Consider the following 19070-nt stretch of genomic DNA (forward strand, 5'->3'; position numbering starts at 1 on the left):
AATGAAATACAATGGTATTATATTATTTTTACAGGCAAGAAATTTGATGTATTATGGTTTCGGAATAAATATGAAATATCATTTTAGTGCCTTTTTCATAGTAATTATTTCTCTTTCTGCTTTCGCTTCCGTGAAAACTTCCCTTTCCGGAAAAATCACCGATAAAAAATCGGGAGAAGGAATTCCAGGAGCGGCAATTTATATTCCTGAATTAAAATCAGGCGCCATTTCAAAAATAGACGGCAGTTACAAGATTGATAATCTTCCCGCCACAAAAGTTCTGGTGAAAGTGAGCATGGAAGGGTATGCCGCCATTACTGAAATTGTTGACCTTTCGATTACCACCACAAAAGATTTTTCGTTAGAAGAATCGGTAATTGAAAAAAGCGAAGTGGTGATTACCGGAACTTCCAAATCCACAGAGATGAAAAAAAATCCGGTGCCGATGGTGCTCATTGACCAGCAGTACCTCACACAAAATTCTTCTTCAAACATTATTGAATCGCTCAGCAAAGTTCCCGGGCTAAGCACGCTCACAACCGGTCCAAATGTTTCCAAACCCTACATTCATGGATTGGGATACAACCGTGTTCTTACTTTGTTTGACGGAGTTCGCCAGGAAGGACAGCAATGGGGAGATGAACACGGAATTGAAGTAGACCAGTTTCTCATAGACAAAATTGAAGTGGTGAAAGGTCCCGCCAGTTTAATGTACGGCAGCGATGCGCTCGCAGGCGCGGTGAATCTTCTTCCGGCAAATCCGGTTCCCGATGGAATCATTAAAGGAAGCGCGCTTGGAATTTACGGAACAAATAATAAAGAAGCGGGCGGCTCTTTCAATCTCGATGGAAACAATCACGGTTTCATCTGGGGATTCCGCGGCTCGCATAAGCAAGCAACCAACTATCAGAACAATTATGACGGAAGAGTTTCTGGAACAAAATTCAACGAGAATGATTTCAACGGATACATCGGCTTGAATAAAGCATGGGGATATTCTCACCTGAATTTTTCTTTGTTCGATGATGTGCAGGAAATTCCCGATGGCAGCCGCGATTCCGTTACAAAAAAATTCACCCGGCAAATTACGGAAGAAGATACGGTGCGGCAAATTATTTCAGATGAAGAATTGAATTCCTATTCCATTGCCACGCTGCATCAGCACATTCAGCATTATAGAATTTATTCCAACAGCAATTTTATTTTCGGAAAAAGTTCGCTCGGAGTGAATGTTGGTTTCCAGCAAAACATCCGCAGGGAATTTTCGCATCCGCTTGCTGCGGATATTGCAGGGCTATATTTAATTCTGAATTCTTTCACGTACAATATTAAATATTCTCTTCCCGAAAAAAACGGATTTGAAACCACGGTGGGAATTAATGGAATGTTTCAGAACAATGATGCGGGCAAAGGAACAGAAATAATAATTCCCAGTTATAAGTCAACTGACTTTGGTCCATTCGCTCATGTCAGAAAAACTTTTGGCAAGATGGATGTATCGGCCGGAGTCCGCTATGACATGCGAACTTTTCAAAATGATTCCATGTTTACAAAACTAAATTCCGAAACAGGATTTGATATGTCAACTTCCGCAAACCCCAATGATACAACAGCGGTGAAGCAATTCAATTATTACAAGCATACTTTTTCTGGCGTGAGCGGAAGCATTGGCGCCACTTATAATTTCAATGACAAGTTTGGAATCAAAGCGAACGTTGCGCGCGGCTACCGCGCTCCGAACGCTGCTGAAATTTCCGCCAAAGGAGTTCATCCGGGAACGGATTTCGAGCAATTAGGTTCTCCAAACTTCAAACCGGAATTTTCTTTGCAGGAAGACCTTGGATTATTTTATTCGAGCGAACATATTTCTGTTACGCTCGATGCATTCAACAACAACATCAGCAATTATATTTACGATGAAAAACTTTTGAGCGCAAATGGAAAAGATTCCCTCTTCAACAACAATGGAGAGTTTGTTCCCGTTTTTAAATTCAGGCAGACGAATGCGCAATTGTACGGAGGAGAATTTGCGTTTGACCTTCACCCGCATCCGTTCGACTGGCTGCACTTTGAAAATTCTGTTTCGTACATTTACGCAGTGAATCTCGGAGGAAGCGGTGCAAAAATAACTGCTGACACAAAATATCTTCCGCTCATTCCGCCTCTTCATACCAACACCGAACTGCGCGCGGAAATAAAAAAGAAGTTCAAAAAAATTTCCGGCTTGTTTCTGAAAATAGGAATGCAGCATTTTGCCGAACAGGAACATTTTTATTCCGCCTACGGAACAGAAACCTACACACCTGCTTATAAATTATTCGATGCGGGCATAGGAGGAAACATCACAGACAAAAAAGGAAACACCCTCTGCACGCTTTCAATTATAGGAAATAATATTACCAATGTGGCATATCAATCAAACATGAACCGACTGAAATATTTTTATACCGTTACAAATTCCGGCTACAAAGTTCCGGGACCAACAGGACAACTTGGAATTTTCAACATGGGAAGAAACATCACGGTGAAATTAATAGTGCCGTTCAACCTGAAAAAAGAAAAAGCCGAAGGATAAAAATATTCTTTCACTCCCTTATTCCAATTATATTTATTCTTGCAGCGTGGAAGACCATCATCACGAACATAAGCACGAACATTCACACGAGCACGACCATTCCCATCATCACGAACGGAAAACTAAATGGGTAGTTTACCTCACGGTGGCGGCAATGTGTTTGGAAATCGGAGTTGGCTATTATGCAAATTCCATGGCGCTCACGGCCGAGGGCTGGCACATGAGCACGCATGTGTTCGCCATCGGGCTCACATGGCTCGCGTATTTTTTCGCGCGCAAATATGCGCAGCATGAAAAAATTTTTTTCCGCAAAGAAAAAGTTTTATCGCTCGGAGGTTTCACCAGCGCAATAGTTTTGCAAGTCATCGCAATTATTATGATTGTTGAATCGTTGGAACGCCTGCTTCACCCGGTGCCCATCAAATTTATGGAAGCAATTTATGTTGCGTGTGTCGGCTTGGCGGTGAACGGGCTCAGCGCTTTTCTCCTTCACCACGACCACGAGCACAGCGACCAGAATATTCGCGCGGCATACATTCACGTGCTGGCGGACGGCTTCACAAGTTTGACTGCGATTGCTGCACTCACTGCTGGAATGTTCTGGAATTTTTTCTGGCTGGACGCGATGAGCGGATTAATTGCTTCCGTTGTGATTACCAGTTGGGCGGTGCAACTCATTCGCAATTCGGGAAAAGAATTAATTGAGTTCAGCAGAAAGAAATAATTATTTTCTATAGGAAGTTTCGTAATAATTATACTTGCTGTCTTTGAATGAAGTCACGGTGAAATCATCTACGTAAAAAGAATTTTTTCCCGGATTCCATAAATAAATTTTCACTTCATCATCCGGAAAAGCAGAAGCGGGAACTTCGAACGAAGCGAAAACTTCCTGCCACTTGCCTGAAGTTTTTACAAATGGTTTCAGCAGAATGGCTCTCCACTCGCGGCTTTTGCCATCGCCAATATCAATCACTATTTGCGCGTTGAACGAATCTTTCGGGAAAATCCATGCGCTGATGTTTACAATATTGTTTTCAGAAAAAATAGTTGAAACGGAGGTTTTGAGCGTAATGCAGAATTCATTTTTGCTTTCAATATTCAGAGAATGTTTTCCGCTATGAAAATGCAATGAATCAATCTTTGTAGAATCGAATTCAAAACTTTTTCTTTTTTCTTTTTCAAACCCTGATTGAGAATAAAAAATGGTGTCACGCCTGCATGAATCATTCTTTCCGAATAAAGTTACCTGCGAGTTAAAATGTTTTTCATAGTAAACAATGCAGGGAAATTTTCTTTTAATCAATTCCGGAATTTCATAGGGACTTCTGAAGTTTGACCAGCCGTAAAGAAAATAAGGGGTTTGGCAGGAATCAATTTTATTCAGCATTTGCGAAACAAAATCGGGAGAATCACCAGCGAAAAAATCAAAAGGAATTTTTTTGTTCCACTGCTGAAAATAAAAATCAAAAATATTTTTATCAGAAGTATTCAGCACGGTTGTTATTTGTCCTGCTCCATATTCTTCCTGCAAATCAATTACAGCACGATTGATTTCTTTGAAAACGCCAAAAACTTCTCTTTTATAAAATTTCTGTTCGACAACGGTGCTGTAAAGAAGAATAATTCCGGTTGAAATGAAGAGGTAATTATTTGTTTTTTCTTTCCTGTCTTTGAAAAATGAAAAAAGAAATATTGACAAAAACGGAAATGAAAAAAGCAATGTGGAATATTGCAAAACCGGATTTACATGAATGGAATAATAATATCCCGCCATGAACGGAAGAATAAACCATGCAATGCAAACAAAATGAAATTTTGAAATTGAAAAATCAAGATGATACAAGGTAAGAGACAAAAGCGAAACAATTACAGCCGAAATCAAAACGAAAGGCGATTCGTTGAAGCCGTACAAAATAAATTTCCAGAGAAAATCTTTTTCGGGTTTTGCGAGCCATTCGCCCACTCCTCCTTTTGAAAACTGGTGAAGAGAAACTGAAAGGTGCGGAAGAAAAAGTATTAGCGCAATAACTCCCGCAAGCAAAAAAGGTTTCCATGTTTCTCTTTTCAGAAAAAAAAGTCCGGTTACAGCAACGAGCATTGCAAAGAAAAAAGCGAAGTAGTGCGCGAACATGCAAAGCGCAGTTGCAATTCCATAGAAAATTGCTTTCAGAAATAATTTTTTCCCATAGCCAAATAATAAATTTGTCCAGCACCAAGCCGCAAGCAACGAAAAAAATAATCCGAAGGAATATGGGCGAGCCAGTTGGCTGTATAGAATAGGAAAATCAAGAATTGCGATTGTGAGCGAAGAAAAACAAGCGGCAGTAAAGCCAAACCATTTTTTCGCTATGAGATAAACCAGCGCAACACTTCCGATTCCAGCCAGCACAAATGGAAAACGAACTGCCTCTTCGGACAAACCGAAAATTTTTGTCCAGACATAAAGAAAAATTTGTACAAATGCTGGATGCGTATCTCCATTTTGAATACCCTCCCTGATTAATTCTGAAAACGAATAATAATTCAGGCGCATGAGCGCGCCTAATTCATCATGCGTGTAAGACCAATTCCAATAATTCCAAAATCGCAGAACGGACGCAATAAGAATAATCGATGCAAAAATTATTTTCTCTTCATAATTTTTTTTCACAGCACAAACTTAAGGAATGATTTCACATATATGGTTTGGCGATTGAATCGGTATAATTCATCTGAGAAAACTGGTCGTTGTAAATATCTTGTTCGGGTAGAAAATAAATTTTATATCCCTCCGAAATATATTTTTCCATAGCCGGTTTGTCTATGTAAAAAACCAATTTCACATTTTGATTTTCTTCGCAGTTCCGGCTTCGTACGCGCAATTCGTTATACCACCATCCGCAAATAAGAACAATTTTATTTTGTTCTGTTTTTGTTTTCTGCAATACTTCTTCCGTGAAAGAAATTTTGTTCAGCCGTTTCGAATAATCAGAAAAAACTGGTCCCGTCAATGGGTCGAGAAAAATTTCCTGTCCGGCAATTTGAAATTTCATCGCAGCAGAAGAATATTCTGCTCCGCGGAGCGAATCGGTTAAGTTCATGCTGAAAAGAAAAGATGACATTGTTAAAAGAATACAAAATATTTTGAATTCTCTGCTTGATAAATAATATCCGAAAAGCAAAATTATGAATGGAATTATTGGAATCAGGTAAGCAGATTTTTGCGGAAGGAGCAGGTATGCAATGATGTAAATAATAATAACTGCACAGCAAGAAAAGAAAAGTAGTTTGGACAAACTTTCAGGAATAATTTTTTCTTTTCGCGAAAAAATTTTCAAAAGGATTTTTGATTTATAAAAAATCAATGCGAGAATTCCAATTGTTCCAAAAACTCCTATGGTTGCTTTGTAAAAAACTTTCGGAAGATTTGGATACGGAAACTGGTCAGAGAATGTGAAGAATGATAATCCATACGTTTTTATCACCGGGAGAAATGCAATCAATCCCACAATCAGAGTAACGGTTGTCAGAACAAAAATTTTTTTAAAATTTTTTCCGATTAAAAAACAAAATGGAATAAGCATGGCTGCGGATGTAAGCCGGAAACCGATTGCTATTCCCAAAAAAATTCCAGCCAGCCAGAAATTATTTTTCACTATGAAATAAAAACTGCCCATTATAAATACCATCGCCAGCATGTAATCAATCGTATAAGTGGAAGAAATAAAAACTATCGGAGTGAACGCAAAAGCAAACGAAGCAAATAAATAATGTTTGAAGTTAAGTTGCCTTAATGCAAGCGCGAAAAATATTACCGCTGCTACGCTCGCAATCGCACTGAGAAAATTATACCAGAATGGGACTGCGTTCCACATCCATGAATAAATTATTTCATGCAGCGGATGCCCTGGTGCGCGCGACATTTCATAATGCCCGAGCGCAATATTTTTTGCAGTCAGAGGAAGCAGCCATGAATCTTCTTCCGCGCCAAAGCCGGCAGGTAAAAACGGAAGGCGTGAAAGAAAAACAACAAGCGCAAGAAAAACAAACTGAACTTTTTGATTCTGGAAAAATAAATTCATCCGGAGAAATTACTTCTTGAATTTTTTCTGCCTCATCACTTCGTATAAAGTAATTCCTGCAGCCACAGACACATTCAGCGAAGCAGTTTGTCCCAAAAGCGGAATGGCTGCTTCCGCATCGCAACGATTAAGATATTCTTCCGAAATCCCGTCTTCTTCAGAGCCGATAATAATAGCAGTTGGAAGAGAAAAATTCAGTTCGTTTATTTTCTTATTTCCTTTTTCAGTGCAGCCAATGATTTGCAACCCGCTGCGTTTTAAAAATTCAATCGTGTGTTTCAGGTTTTCACTTCTGCAAATCGGTAAATTAAAAATGGCTCCTGCCGAAGTTTTTATTGCATCGCTGTTTATTTGCGCGCTGCCTTTTGCCGGAACAATCAATACATGAACGCCCGCGCATTCTGCCGTGCGCGCAATGGCACCAAGATTTCTTACATCTGTAATTCTGTCGAGAATGAGAACGAGAGGTGTTTCGCCTTTTTCGAAAACTGTTGGAATAATATTTTCTATATTTTGATAAGTAATAGGAGAAAGCAACGCAACAACTCCCTGATGATTTTTTGATTTTACAAGATGATTTAATTTTTCAGGAGGAACAAACTGAAATGGAATTTTGTATTCTGTGATCTCTTTATAAAGTTCACTCATCAGCGTGTTGCCTGTTCCTTTCTGCATAAAAACTTTTTCAATATCCTTTCCCGCCCGGATCGCTTCCAATATAGGATGAATTCCAAATATCGGAGTGGAACTTTTTTTTCCAAAAGCAGAAGAGCTGGAATAATCTTTCTTTTCTGTTTTTACAGAAGAGAATCGCTTATTCCTGTTTGGTGAATACATTTTCTTCTTATTTATTTTTCCGCATAAATTCTTCCCTGCCTCCACATCTCCACCGAATTGAACCAGCTTGTTTTGAAAACCTGTGAACGGTCAAGGCGGTAATCACTGTCGGAAAACGGATTGATTACTTTCAGAAAAGTAAAGGTGAGCGAGTTGAAATTATTTTCTTCGCCATACACCCAATTTTCGGAATCGGAAGATTTATAAACAATGTTTGGCGGGCCATAAATAATATAAATCAATCCGCGGTCGGTTCGCCATCCTTCTAAGTAAGAAGAAAAATATTCATTGGCATCCTGCACGCGGTTGTAAAATTTTTTCACGAGTTCACGCCCGCGGTCATGGCTTCCACCGGCAAACAACCAAAAACTATCTACTGCAGTTTTCAAATTGGAATAAGAAGACATGGCTTCGTATTCCTGGCGTGAAGTAATATAACGCAGCGGCTGCAGCAAATGCTCCGGTTTTTTTACATAGGGGAAATCATCATCAAAGCGAAAAAGTGTGAGCCCGTCTTTTGTATTTGTATCGGCTTGTATGTGATAAAATCCCGGCTTGCGAAAATTAAATCCGGTTGTATCGTTATCATTTAACTGAAGCGAAAACAAACTATCGGCACGGTATTCAAACGGAATCATATTCGCTGTGGAAAACGGAGGAGAAGGCAAAGGAAATTCACGATGATAATATCTTACAAAAACTTTTACTCCTGAATTCCGATAGCGAATTAAAACATGTTCCTCCTTTCCGATATTATCTCTGAAAACCGGAGTTTTAGTTTCCGCAGAGAAAACCAAAAAATTCTGGCGCGTGCTGTGGTCTTGTTTGTCAATGTTGAGAAAAGATTTTGAAGTTACATTCCGGTTCAGGTCAGTAAAATTTATTTCGAGCAGATATGAATTTGTAAACGTGGCATTAAAATTTAATTTTCCCAGAATATCTTTCGGGGAATTTGAAAAAGCATCGGTGAGCAACACCGTGGCGCTGTCAATAATATCTTTGGTTTCATAGGAAGAAATGAGCCGGTACTGAATGCTGAAGCGCGCAGTAAAATTTTCTTTCTCACCCTGCTTGCTGTACAAAAGTTCTTTTGAATTTATTTTGAAGTGAAGTTCGGAGGAAGTATTTGTTTTGTGAAAGACAGCATATTTCGGATGAAGAAAATTCTGTGCGGACTTGTAAATATTGGAAACATTCTGATTGCTTGCCGACTTGCCGGAAGAGGAGCAGGAAGAAACGCGGAGAATTACAAATGAAAAGTGAAAAATGAAAAAGGTAAAAATTATGTGAGATGGAAAATATTTCATGCTTCGTTTGCCCTTTCAATCAGTGATGGAGGAATATCTTTGGTTGTTTTTGCTCCGAGTTCTTTAATTGTTTCTGCGCGCTTTATTAAATTTCCTCTGCCGGAAGAAAATTTATTCATCGCATCTTCGTAAGTTTTTTTTGTGGCATCCATTTTCTTTCCCACTTCAACCAAATCGCCAAGAAAGCCTACAAACTTATCGTAAAGTTCTCCGCTTTGCCGAGCAATTTCAAGTGCGTTGTGTGTTTGCCGCTCTTGTTTCCAGATGGAAGAAATAGTTCGCAAAGTAGCAAGAAGAGTAGACGGACTTACAATTACAATTTTTCTTTCCCATGCATAATTGAAAAGTTCGTTATCTGCCTGCACTGCCAAACTGAAAGAAGATTCAATGGGCATGAAAAGCAAAACAAAATCAGGAGAATTAATTCCATTCAGCGAGTGATAATTTTTTTCGCTCAGCCCTTTGATGTGGGTTTTTACAGACGTGATGTGTGACTGCAAATATTTTTCGCGCTCCTCATCCACGGTAACATTACAAAAAGATTCATAAGCGGTAAGTGAAACTTTAGAATCAATGACAATGTGTTTGTTATCGGGAAGTTTTACAATCACATCGGGCTGAAGGTGCTTGCCATCTTCTGTATTCATGCTCACTTGCATTTCGTATTCAATTCCTTTTTGCAAGCCCGAGCGTTCCAAAACTTTTTCCAAAATAATTTCTCCCCAATTGCCTTGCTTTTTTGCATCTCCTTTCAATGCTTTGGCAAGGTTATTTGCTTCTTCGCTGATTTGTTTATTCAATGTCATCAACATTTTTATCTCCCCTTTAAGAGAATTTCTTTCATTGGCTTCTGTCCTGTACGTTTCATCCACTTTTTTTTCAAACTTGGTAATATTTTCTTTCAACGGATTCAAAATATTTTCAAGATTGGTTTTATTCTGCTCGGCAAATTTTTTACTTTTCTCCTCGAGAATTTTGTTAGCGAGATTTTCAAATTCAGAAGAAAAACTTTTTTTCAGATTCTCTACTTCTACTTTTTGCGATTTTAATTTTTCTTCTAAACTTTTATTAATCGTTGTTTGTGTGGCAAGTTCACGGGTGAGTTCAATTATTTTTTCATTGGAAGAATTTGCAGCTGGGGTTTGTTTAAATTTTCCCAGCAGCCATCCAATTAAAATTCCTGCAGCCAAACCGATTATGAGCAAACTAATTTCCATTCTGAAAAATTGAGAGGCAAAGATAAAATATTATTCACCCACTAAAAATAATTGACGATTCCGAAATGAACTTTTCCCGTTTTCAAATCAATGGGATTGCCAAGCTGGCTTCCGAGCGCGTAGTTGATTGAAAAAATTCCGGCTTTGGTTTCAAAACTGATTCCCGCGCCAAAACCATACGGAGTATCGTAGCGCGCACCCGAAAAACTTATACTCTGATTTTCATAGTAAGCGTCATCGCCAAAAAAGAAGAGATAAGAATTTTCTTCGAAGAGAAAACGGTACTCCAGCGTGAAAATGGAAAAAGCCGAAGCGTAAATAGATTCTTCATCGAAGCCGCGCAGCGTTTTCAACCCGCCAATGCGAAACAATTCGTTGAGAAAAAGATTTTCATTGTAGAGATATGCTGACTTGTTTGCAAATTTTATTGTGCTTCGGTTTTTAATAGGAAAAAAAATCTGCGCATCAATTTCCGAGTTGTACTGAACAGAATTTAATTTTAATCCGATGTAAATACTCCCATCAAGTTGCGCATTCTTCTTTATGATTTTATTCCCTGCGGCAATTGTTCCAATCAACGAATATCCTTTTCTCGGATTCAAACGGTAATCTAACTTTTCAAATTTGACGCTGATTCCATAGAGCGAGGAAGTAATGTCGGCATAAGGCGGAAGAGTGGTAAGATGCTCAAGCCCTTTTGTGCTGAGCAGCGTGAGTTGCTTGCGGTTCACAAACACTTTGAAATAATTTTCTCCCGAAAGATGATATTGAATGCCGATGTTCGGATTTACTTCGAGATAAGTTGAATCTTTTTTGTACAACTTAAAATCCGCATCAATGCCAAACGGAGTTTTGAAAAGAAAAGGGAAAGTGAAATGCGTTTTCAAATCCTGCGTGCTCGCCTGCAATCGCCTCCAGTTAAGTTCAAGAAGTTCACCGCGGTTGAACGAGTTGTTGAGTTTAAGGCGCACATCGCCCGTGAAAAGAATTTTTCCCGTCTTGTTATCGGGAAGCATTCCAACAATTCCATCAAACTGGCTTGCGCGTTTTTTTTCGAGAAACAATTCCACTTTTGCATTTTCTCCGGGAAACAAAACGCGGAATGGAATTTTTTCTTTCGCAAAGGGAAGTTCTTTTATCCGCGTTCCGATTTTTTTTACAAGCGATTCATTATACAAATCGCCATTCTTAATTCCGAGATAACTCTGAAGATAAACAGAAGAAATTTTTGCCACTCCCCTATTCGCCACGCTGTCAATCTTGATAAGAATATTTTTCTGGAGGTTGAGGGATGCGGAAATTTTTTCTCCTGAAATTTTCATGCTATCCAATTTTACAGACGCAAACGGATAACCATTGTTCTCGCAATAAGAAAGAATTTTTTCTTCTAATTTTCTTAGCTCTTTATAGTAAAACGGTTTGCCGAGATAAATTTTTTCCCTGAAGCCGGCTTCACTGAGAATTCCCTCATCGGCATTTCCTTTCCGGAGAATTACCCATTTATATTGTTCGCCAACTTTTATGACAGCAATTTCTTTCAACGAATCTTTTTCATCTGTTACTTCATTTTCAATTTCTGCAGACAAATAGGCATTGTCGTATAAATTGAAAAGTATATTCCGAATTTCTTTTTCACGTTCACTTTTAGAAGTAAAGGATTTTTTATAGGAAATCTTGGAAAGAATTTCTGATTTTTCCTTTGAAATAACTTCGAGAGTAAAAAGTTTTTGACTCCAGCTAAAAACAGGAAATAAAAAAAGAAAAAGTAAAACCTTTGTCATGAAATAAAGATACGAATGTAAGCAGGAAATATTGTTTCAATTGTTTTCTATTTTAATCCTTCATTCTACCAATAAATTTCCTTACATTTGTTATGCAATAAATTATTTTTGGAATCGTTATTGATTGAATTAGAATTATGGTAAAAAGAAATTTTATATCACTGCTTTTCATTTTTAATTTTTCATTTTTAATGTTTAATTTATCGAGGGCTTCCTCGATTTTCATTCCTATGGATGAAACTCAGAAAAATCATCTCAAGGCATACGGAATTACTTATTGGGTTTTGAAACAAGGTTCCACAGCGCAGTGGCTGCTTAATTATAAAGGAGGAAGTTTCCTGTTTGATTATACTTCTGCGTTTGAAAAAGAATGTACCATTCGCGGAGTGAGTTACGAAGTGATTGCCGATGCAAAAGCAAATGCAATTCTCAATGAGATTGCCAGCCCCGAAGCGAATATGGACGCAGTGAAATTGGAGAAGGCGCCAAAGATTGCAGTGTATTCTCCCAAAACAAAACAACCGTGGGATGATGCGGTAACGCTCGTGCTCACCTATGCAGAAATTCCTTACGATATTGTTTTCGATGATGAAGTGATGGAAAATAAATTAGTGCAGTACGATTGGCTGCACTTGCATCACGAAGATTTCACAGGGCAGTACGGAAGATTCTGGGCGAGTTACAAAGGCGCGCAGTGGTATCAGAATGAAGTGAAAGAAGCGGAAAGCACCGCAGCTCGATTGGGCTTTGCAAAAGTTTCTCAAATGAAACTTGCCGTAGCAAAAAAAATCCGCGACTTTGTTACGGGGGGAGGATTTTTATTTGCCATGTGCTCCGCAACCGATTCGTATGACATTGCGCTTGCTTCCGAAGGAGTGGATATTTGCGAAAGCATGTTTGATGGTGACCCTGCTGATCCCGACATGAATAAAAAAATTGATTACTCAAAAGATTTTGCTTTTCGAAATTACACGCTCAACTCAAATCCTTACGAGTATGAATTCGCAAACATTGATACGTATCTCACGCGCGTTCCGAAATACGGAGTAACCGAAGCAACTGATTTATTTACACTGTTTGAATTTTCTGCAAAGTGGGATCCGGTTCCAACTATGCTTTGCCAGAATCATGAAAAAGTGATTAAAGGTTTCTGGGGACAAACGGTTGCATTTGATAAAACGTATGTGAAGCCGGATGTGCTTGTGATGGGTGAAGCAAAACAATTTAACGAAGTCCGCTACTGCCACGGTGATTATGGAAAAGGTTTCTGGACTTTTTATGGAGGCCACGACCCTGAAGATTACCAGCACCAGGTGGAAGATCCTCCAACTGATTTATCGCTTCATCCGAATTCTCCGGGCTATCGTTTGATTCTGAATAATGTTTTGTTCCCTGCCGCGAAAAAGAAAAAGCAGAAGACTTGATTCGTCATTGCGAGCGAAGCGAAGCAATCTCATTAATCATAGAACACCCAGTTAATTCCCACCTTGATCGCTCTGTCAGGTGCAGGAAAATTCGGAGCGAGATAATAAGCGCCCATCAATCCTGAGTTCACGTGCTCCGTCTTGAAAAAAATTCGCGCGTGTTTCACTTTCATGTTGAAGAAAAAATCTACGTAAGGATAATTTCCAATTTGCTTTTTGTTTTGCAGATAATATAATCCCAACGCAGGCATGTAGGCATCGGCATAGTAAGAAGAAGAATACATCACATCAAATCCAAGTTGCACATGCGTTGCACCTTTGAACCAGTTGTCTTCGTAATAGAGAGAATGGTTGGAAAACATCTGCGGAATGTGGAGAATATTTTCGTAAGAAGATTTTTGATATGTAATCTTATTGTAGAAATTAAATTTTCCGAAATGAAATTTCTTCGCAATGAAAGCCGAAAAAATATTTATAGTTGCATCAAATTGTTTCGGGAAAAAAGTAGTATCAAAATAAACATAGCCGTTAATTATTCTTTCACCCGCGCCAAATGAAAATTTATTTTTTGAAACGTGATAACAAATGCTTGCATTCGTTTCCGAAATTTTATCGAAAGGATTTATCCACCAGAAATGATTGGAAGCATACATCGAATAAATAAACGGCACCGAATGAAGGGTGTTTTCTGCTGTGAAAGATATTTTTTTCTCGTTCTTAAAAATGTAAGAAAGATTTGCTGAAATAAAATAATCTCCATTATGATTTCCATTCACAATATATTGTCCACCTGTATTCCAATAAAATCCATTTGCGTTTTTATTGCGGATATTTTTTCCAATTCCCCAATGAATAATATTATCCCTGAATAAAGAATCCGTTGCTTTGAGAGAATCTGAACTATATTGAATCAGGCGGGATACTTTCTGCTCCAAAGAAATTTCCGCAGAAATATTTTTCACCAGGAAACTTTTCCATGAAATACTATTTTGCATTGTAAAAATGCGAGTCGAATCTCTTGTTCTTGTACTGTCGAAATAAATATTTTCATAGTATCCCGAAGTTGGATGTTTATCGTCATAGACAAACCAGTTGTCGCCCGCATGAAAAGAATATGACAAATAACTTCCCGGAATAATTTTAGAACGAATAGTTGAATCTTTGTTCGCAGTATCCCTTCTTCCGAAATTCAAAAACTGAGTGGCAGTGAATTCCCGGCTTCCTCTTCTCGTTCTTGCATCTGAAAGATTTACAGAAAGAAGTTTTTTATTCGCAAAAAGATTTTCTTCAAAAATTGTATCATCATTCACTCCTCCGTTTTCATCTGTCTTAACTGAACTGATTATTCCATTCACAAGAAAAGAGTAGCGATTACTTTTAGAATTATAATTTGACGAAAGAGAAATATTATTATCTGTGCAGTTTTGTCTTTGATAAAATCCCTCGCTTCTAAAGCGGAGCATGTTCAATGCAATATTCCACTGCTTGGAAATATTTTGCGTGTGAAGCAATCTTGCATACTGCTCTTTCTTCATTCCGAACACAACAAAAATTTCTGTGTAAGGAGTTCGTGTCCGATAATATTTAATTTCATTTCTGTTATATCCGAATAAATCTAAATTTTCAAATCCGCTCTTGAAACCGATTTCTGTTGACGGCTCAAAAAATATTTTTCGGTTCGATAATCCTAAACTATAAGGGAGGTTATTGGGAAAATATTTTTGAATGTTGTCAAGAGAAGAGTCAACTTCTTTGTAAGAAGAATTATTCGGAAAGAAATTTTTTTCTAAAAAATATTCCGCAATCGGTGACTTGACCTCAACCTTTGTCGAATCCGGCTTTTGAGCAAAAAGAAATATAGATGAAAAAAGAAAAACAGTTATGGAGAAATTTTTTTTCAGAAAATAAATTTTTACAAAAGTAATAAAACAAAAAACCCCGAACTGATTTCTCAGACGGGGCTTTTTGAAAGATTGGCAACAACCTACTCTCCCGGCAATTAAGCTAGTACCATCGGCCCTGCGGGGCTTAACTTCTCTGTTCGGAATGGGAAGAGGTGATCACCCGCGGTATAGTCGCCATAAGTCTTGCCTGCTGTTTCAAAAATATTTTTAAAACATGTCAGGTTTTGAATACCTATGACAAATTGAAAAAGAAAATACAAGAACTAAAAATCTTGTGTCCTAGAAAATTCACGGGAGAATTAGTATTACTCGGCTGAGTACATTGCTGCACTTACACCTGTAACCTATCAACGTGGTAATCTGCCACGTCCCTTAAGGGAAATCTCATCTTGGGGCGAGCTTCGCGCTTATATGCTTTCAGCGCTTATCTCAACCGGACATAGCTACCCAGCGGTGCAGTTGGCACTACAACTGGTACACTAGCGGTCCGTCCGACTCGGTCCTCTCGTACTAGAGTCAGACCCCCTCAAATCTCCTACGCCCGCAACAGATAGGGACCGAACTGTCTCACGACGTTCTGAACCCAGCTCGCGTGCCACTTTAATAGGCGAACAGCCTAACCCTTGGGACCTTCTCCAGCCCCAGGATGTGACGAGCCGACATCGAGGTGCCAAACCCCCCCGTCGATATGAGCTCTTGGGAGGGATCAGCCTGTTATCCCCGGCGTACCTTTTATCCTATGAGCGATGGCCCTTCCATGTGGAACCACCGGATCACTATGCCCGACTTTCGTCTCTGCTCGACTTGTAGGTCTCACAGTTAAGCACCCTTGTGCCATTACACTCTGCGCACGGTTACCAAGCGTGCTGAGGGTACCTTTGGGAGCCTCCGATACTCTTTTGGAGGCGACCACCCCAGTCAAACTACCCACCATGCACTGTCCCCCTGTTTTGCAGGGGTTAGATCTCAAATAAACGAAGGGTGGTATTTCACTGGTGACTCTGTCCCAACCGGAATCAGGACTTCAAAGTCTCCCACCTATGCTACGCATCATTTAGTCGAAATCAATACAAAGTTGCAGTAAAGGTGCACGGGGTCTTTCCGTCCCGTTGCGGGTACTCGGCATCTTCACCGAGACTACAATTTCACCGAGCGCATGCTTGAGACAGTACCCAGATCGTTATACCATTCGTGCAGGTCGGAACTTACCCGACAAGGAATTTCGCTACCTTAGGACCGTTATAGTTACGGCCGCCGTTTACCGGCGCTTAGGTTGAGAGCTTCGCTCCGAAGAGCTAACCCCTCCCCTTAACGTTCCGGCACCGGGCAGGCGTCAGTCCGTATACGTCGTCTTACGACTTAGCACGGACCTGTGTTTTTAGTAAACAGTCGCTTGGGCCTGGTTTCTGCTACCCCTTCGGGCTCCGGCCGCGAGGGCCTTCACCCTACAGGGGTCATCCTTCTCCCGAAGTTACGGATGTAATTTGCCGAGTTCCTTAACCAGGGTTCTCTCGATCGCCTTCGTATTCTCTACGTGCCCACCTGTGTCGGTTTGGGGTACGGGCACCTCATCCACTCGCTAGAGGCTTTTCTCGGCAGCGTGGGATCACTCGCTTCGCCTGAAGCGGCTCGGCGTCGTGCCTCGGGGTTGACGACCTCCCGGATTTGCCTGGGGGGTCCCCCTATACACTTGCCCCAGGAACAACCAACGCCTGGGTCGAGCTACCCTCCTGCGTCCCCCCTTCGCTGCCCTAGTACCAGGTGGGTCGGTAGCCCCCGAAGGGGTTCCCTTAGTGCCCTGGATTCGGGCTGGGCGCGGATGAGGTGGTACTGGAATATCAACCAGTCGTCCATCGCCTACGCCTCTCGGCCTCGGCTTAGGTCCCGACTAACCCTGGGCGGATGAACCTTCCCCAGGAACCCTTGGGCATTCGGCGGACGGGCTCCTCCCCCGTCTTTCGCTACTCATGCCGGCATTCTCACTTCTCACGCATCCACGGCTGGGTTACCCCGCCGCTTCACTCGCGTGAGAACGCTCCCCTACCGATCCCTCGGCCTGGACCCAGGCGGCCTCCCGCCAGGGCCGAGCCATATGAGGAATCCCGCAGCTTCGGCTCCATGCTTGAGCCCCGATACATCGTCGGCGCAGGACCACTTGACCAGTGAGCTGTTACGCACTCTTTCAAGGGTGGCTGCTTCTAAGCCAACCTCCTGGTTGTCTATGCGATCCCACATCCTTACCCACTTAGCATGGAATTAGGGGCCTTAGCTGGCGATCTGGGTTGTTTCCCTCTCGGACACGGAGCTTAGCCCCCGCGCCCTCACTCCCGGGCTCTGATCCGACGGCATTCGGAGTTTGACTGAGGTCGGTAAGCTTGTAGGCCCCCTAGCCCAATCAGTGCTCTACCTCCGTTGGAGAACGCCCGAGGCTGCCCCTAAAGGCATTTCGGGGAGAACCAGCTATCACCGAGTTTGATTGGCCTTTCACCCCTAACCACAGGTCATCCCCCAGGTTTTCAACCCTGGTGGGTTCGGCCCTCCACGAGGTCTTACCCTCGCTTCAGCCTGCCCATGGCTAGATCACTCGGCTTCGGGTCTAGAGCACGCGACTATTCGCCCGATGAGGACTCGCTTTCGCTTCGGCTACCCGAGAACGGTTAACCTCGCCGCGTACCGCTAACTCGCCGGCTCATTCTTCAAAAGGCACGCCGTCACCCCGCCTGGTCACCCAGGTCGGAGCTCCGACTGCTTGTAGGCTCACGGTTTCAGGTGCTATTTCACTCCCCTCCCGGGGTACTTTTCACCTTTCCCTCACGGTACTGGTTCACTATCGGTCGCCAGGGAGTGCTTAGCCTTAGGGGGTGGTCCCCCCAGATTCACACGGAATTCCACGGGCTCCGTGCTACTCGGGATGCCTGCGGGGAGGTCAGTCGCCTTTCGACTACAGGGCTATTACCCTCTGTGGCGGCCCTTTCCATGGCCTTCGACTAGGTGCTGACTTTGTAACTCCCTGGACCCACCGGTGCGGATCCTCGCAGGTCCCACAACCCCGACACGGCAACGCCACCGGGCTATCACGCCGTATCGGTTTAGGCTCTTCCCCGTTCGCTCGCCGCTACTAGGGGAGTCGCGGTTGCTTTCCCTTCCTCGCCCTACTGAGATGTTTCACTTCGGGCGGTTCCCTCCTCGTGTCCTATGTATTGAGACACGGGTGACCGGGCATGACCCCGGCCGGGTTTCCCCATTCGGACACCTTCGGATCAAAGCTCTCTCGGCAGCTCCCCGAAGCTTTTCGCAGCCTGACGCGTCCTTCATCGGCTCCTGGCGCCAAGGCATCCACCGTAAGCCCTTCATAACTTGACTGTAGATGCTCGCGCTCGCTATCCAGTTCTCAAGGTGCTCGAGGGCTCGCACCCTCAAAGCTGAACAGTGTGCCCTCACGACGGAACCATCCGCCGGCGACCCGTTCCCCCCGAAGGAGTACTGGACGTCGCAGTGGATGGGTGTCAGAAGAATAGCCAGCGCATCAACCTGGAGTCTTTCCGGTAACTGCGGAACCCGCTCGTTTGGCCGGGTTCCCCGGAGTGCCAAAGGCTCCTTAGAAAGGAGGTGATCCAGCCGCACCTTCCGGTACGGCTACCTTGTTACGACTTCACCCCAATCGCGAGCCCCACCTTCGACGGCTCCCTCCACAAGGGTTGGGCCACCGGCTTCGGGTGTTGCCCACTTTCGTGGTGTGACGGGCGGTGTGTACAAGGCCCGGGAACGTATTCACCGCAGCATTGCTGATCTGCGATTACTAGCGACTCCGACTTCACGGGGTCGGGTTGCAGACCCCGATCCGAACTGAGCGCGGCTTTTTGGGATTCGCTCCCCCTCGCGGGATCGCAGCCCTCTGTACCGCGCATTGTAGCATGTGTGCAGCCCTGGACATAAGGGGCATGATGACTTGACGTCATCCCCA

10 protein-coding genes and 3 rRNA genes are annotated in these 19070 nt (G+C 42.1%); 3 read left to right on the forward strand and 10 right to left on the reverse strand.

Annotated elements, in window-relative coordinates; genetic code table 11:
* Position 1: 1 nt before the first annotated feature.
* Together HY063_10695 and HY063_10700 are read left to right on the forward strand one after the other, a co-directional pair.
* Complete coding sequence (locus HY063_10695; protein MBI3502252.1) at positions 2–2575, forward strand: TonB-dependent receptor; 2574 nt, start codon at positions 2–4, stop codon at positions 2573–2575.
* A gap of 46 nt (positions 2576–2621) precedes the next feature.
* On the forward strand, positions 2622–3299 hold the full coding sequence (locus HY063_10700; protein ID MBI3502253.1) for a cation transporter: 678 nt from the start codon (positions 2622–2624) through the stop codon (positions 3297–3299).
* Here HY063_10700 and HY063_10705 read toward each other — a convergent pair whose 3' ends face one another.
* Genes HY063_10705 through HY063_10730 form a run of 6 tightly spaced genes read right to left on the reverse strand, consistent with a single transcriptional unit; the run spans position 3300 to position 11778 of the window.
* Positions 3300–5225, reverse strand: a complete 1926-nt coding sequence (locus HY063_10705) for a glycosyltransferase family 39 protein (protein MBI3502254.1) — start codon at positions 5223–5225, stop codon at positions 3300–3302.
* Between the two features lie 22 nt (positions 5226–5247).
* Complete coding sequence (locus tag HY063_10710; protein ID MBI3502255.1) at positions 5248–6636, reverse strand: DUF2029 domain-containing protein; 1389 nt, start codon at positions 6634–6636, stop codon at positions 5248–5250.
* A gap of 9 nt (positions 6637–6645) precedes the next feature.
* Entirely contained in the window at positions 6646–7473 is an 828-nt protein-coding gene (gene rlmB / locus HY063_10715) for a 23S rRNA (guanosine(2251)-2'-O)-methyltransferase RlmB (GenBank protein MBI3502256.1), read from the reverse strand.
* An 11-nt stretch (positions 7474–7484) separates the two neighbouring features.
* Positions 7485–8780, reverse strand: coding sequence for a GWxTD domain-containing protein (locus HY063_10720; GenBank protein MBI3502257.1), 1296 nt, complete (start codon positions 8778–8780; stop codon positions 7485–7487).
* On the reverse strand, positions 8777–9997 hold the full coding sequence (gene rmuC / locus HY063_10725) for a DNA recombination protein RmuC (GenBank protein MBI3502258.1): 1221 nt from the start codon (positions 9995–9997) through the stop codon (positions 8777–8779). The genes HY063_10720 and rmuC overlap by 4 nt, the downstream gene beginning before the upstream one ends.
* Before the next feature lie 41 nt (positions 9998–10038).
* Entirely contained in the window at positions 10039–11778 is a 1740-nt protein-coding gene (locus tag HY063_10730) for a BamA/TamA family outer membrane protein (GenBank protein ID MBI3502259.1), read from the reverse strand.
* 191 nt (positions 11779–11969) lie between these two features.
* On the opposite strand from HY063_10730, the gene HY063_10735 reads away from it, so the two are divergent.
* Complete coding sequence (locus HY063_10735; GenBank protein MBI3502260.1) at positions 11970–13202, forward strand: asparagine synthetase B; 1233 nt, start codon at positions 11970–11972, stop codon at positions 13200–13202.
* Positions 13203–13234: 32 nt separating this feature from the next.
* On the opposite strand, the gene HY063_10740 is transcribed toward HY063_10735, so the two are convergent.
* The 4 genes from HY063_10740 to HY063_10755 all read right to left on the reverse strand — a co-directional run.
* The gene (locus tag HY063_10740; protein ID MBI3502261.1) at positions 13235–15157 is read right to left on the reverse strand and encodes a putative porin; all 1923 of its coding nucleotides are present in this window, start codon (positions 15155–15157) and stop codon (positions 13235–13237) included.
* Positions 15158–15173: 16 nt separating this feature from the next.
* A 5S ribosomal RNA gene (gene rrf, locus HY063_10745) occupies positions 15174–15285 on the reverse strand.
* A gap of 101 nt (positions 15286–15386) precedes the next feature.
* Positions 15387–18469, reverse strand: a 23S ribosomal RNA gene (locus tag HY063_10750).
* A 230-nt stretch (positions 18470–18699) separates the two neighbouring features.
* Positions 18700–19070: ribosomal RNA gene (locus HY063_10755) — 16S ribosomal RNA — on the reverse strand; the annotation flags it as partial.

It is taken from the genome of Bacteroidota bacterium, assembly GCA_016195025.1.
Lineage (GTDB): Bacteria > Bacteroidota > Bacteroidia > Palsa-948 > Palsa-948 > Palsa-948.

Bases quoted from the DNA above. Each gene is read 5' to 3' on its own strand.
- HY063_10720 (MBI3502257.1), bottom strand. From the start codon at position 8,780: ATGAAATATTTTCCATCTCACATAATTTTTACCTTTTTCATTTTTCAC.
- rmuC (MBI3502258.1), bottom strand. From the start codon at position 9,997: ATGGAAATTAGTTTGCTCATAATCGGTTTGGCTGCAGGAATTTTAATT.
- HY063_10730 (MBI3502259.1), bottom strand. From the start codon at position 11,778: ATGACAAAGGTTTTACTTTTTCTTTTTTTATTTCCTGTTTTTAGCTGG.
- HY063_10735 (MBI3502260.1), top strand. From the start codon at position 11,970: ATGTTTAATTTATCGAGGGCTTCCTCGATTTTCATTCCTATGGATGAA.
- HY063_10710 (MBI3502255.1), bottom strand. From the start codon at position 6,636: ATGAATTTATTTTTCCAGAATCAAAAAGTTCAGTTTGTTTTTCTTGCG.
- rlmB (MBI3502256.1), bottom strand. From the start codon at position 7,473: ATGTATTCACCAAACAGGAATAAGCGATTCTCTTCTGTAAAAACAGAA.
- HY063_10695 (MBI3502252.1), top strand. From the start codon at position 2: ATGAAATACAATGGTATTATATTATTTTTACAGGCAAGAAATTTGATG.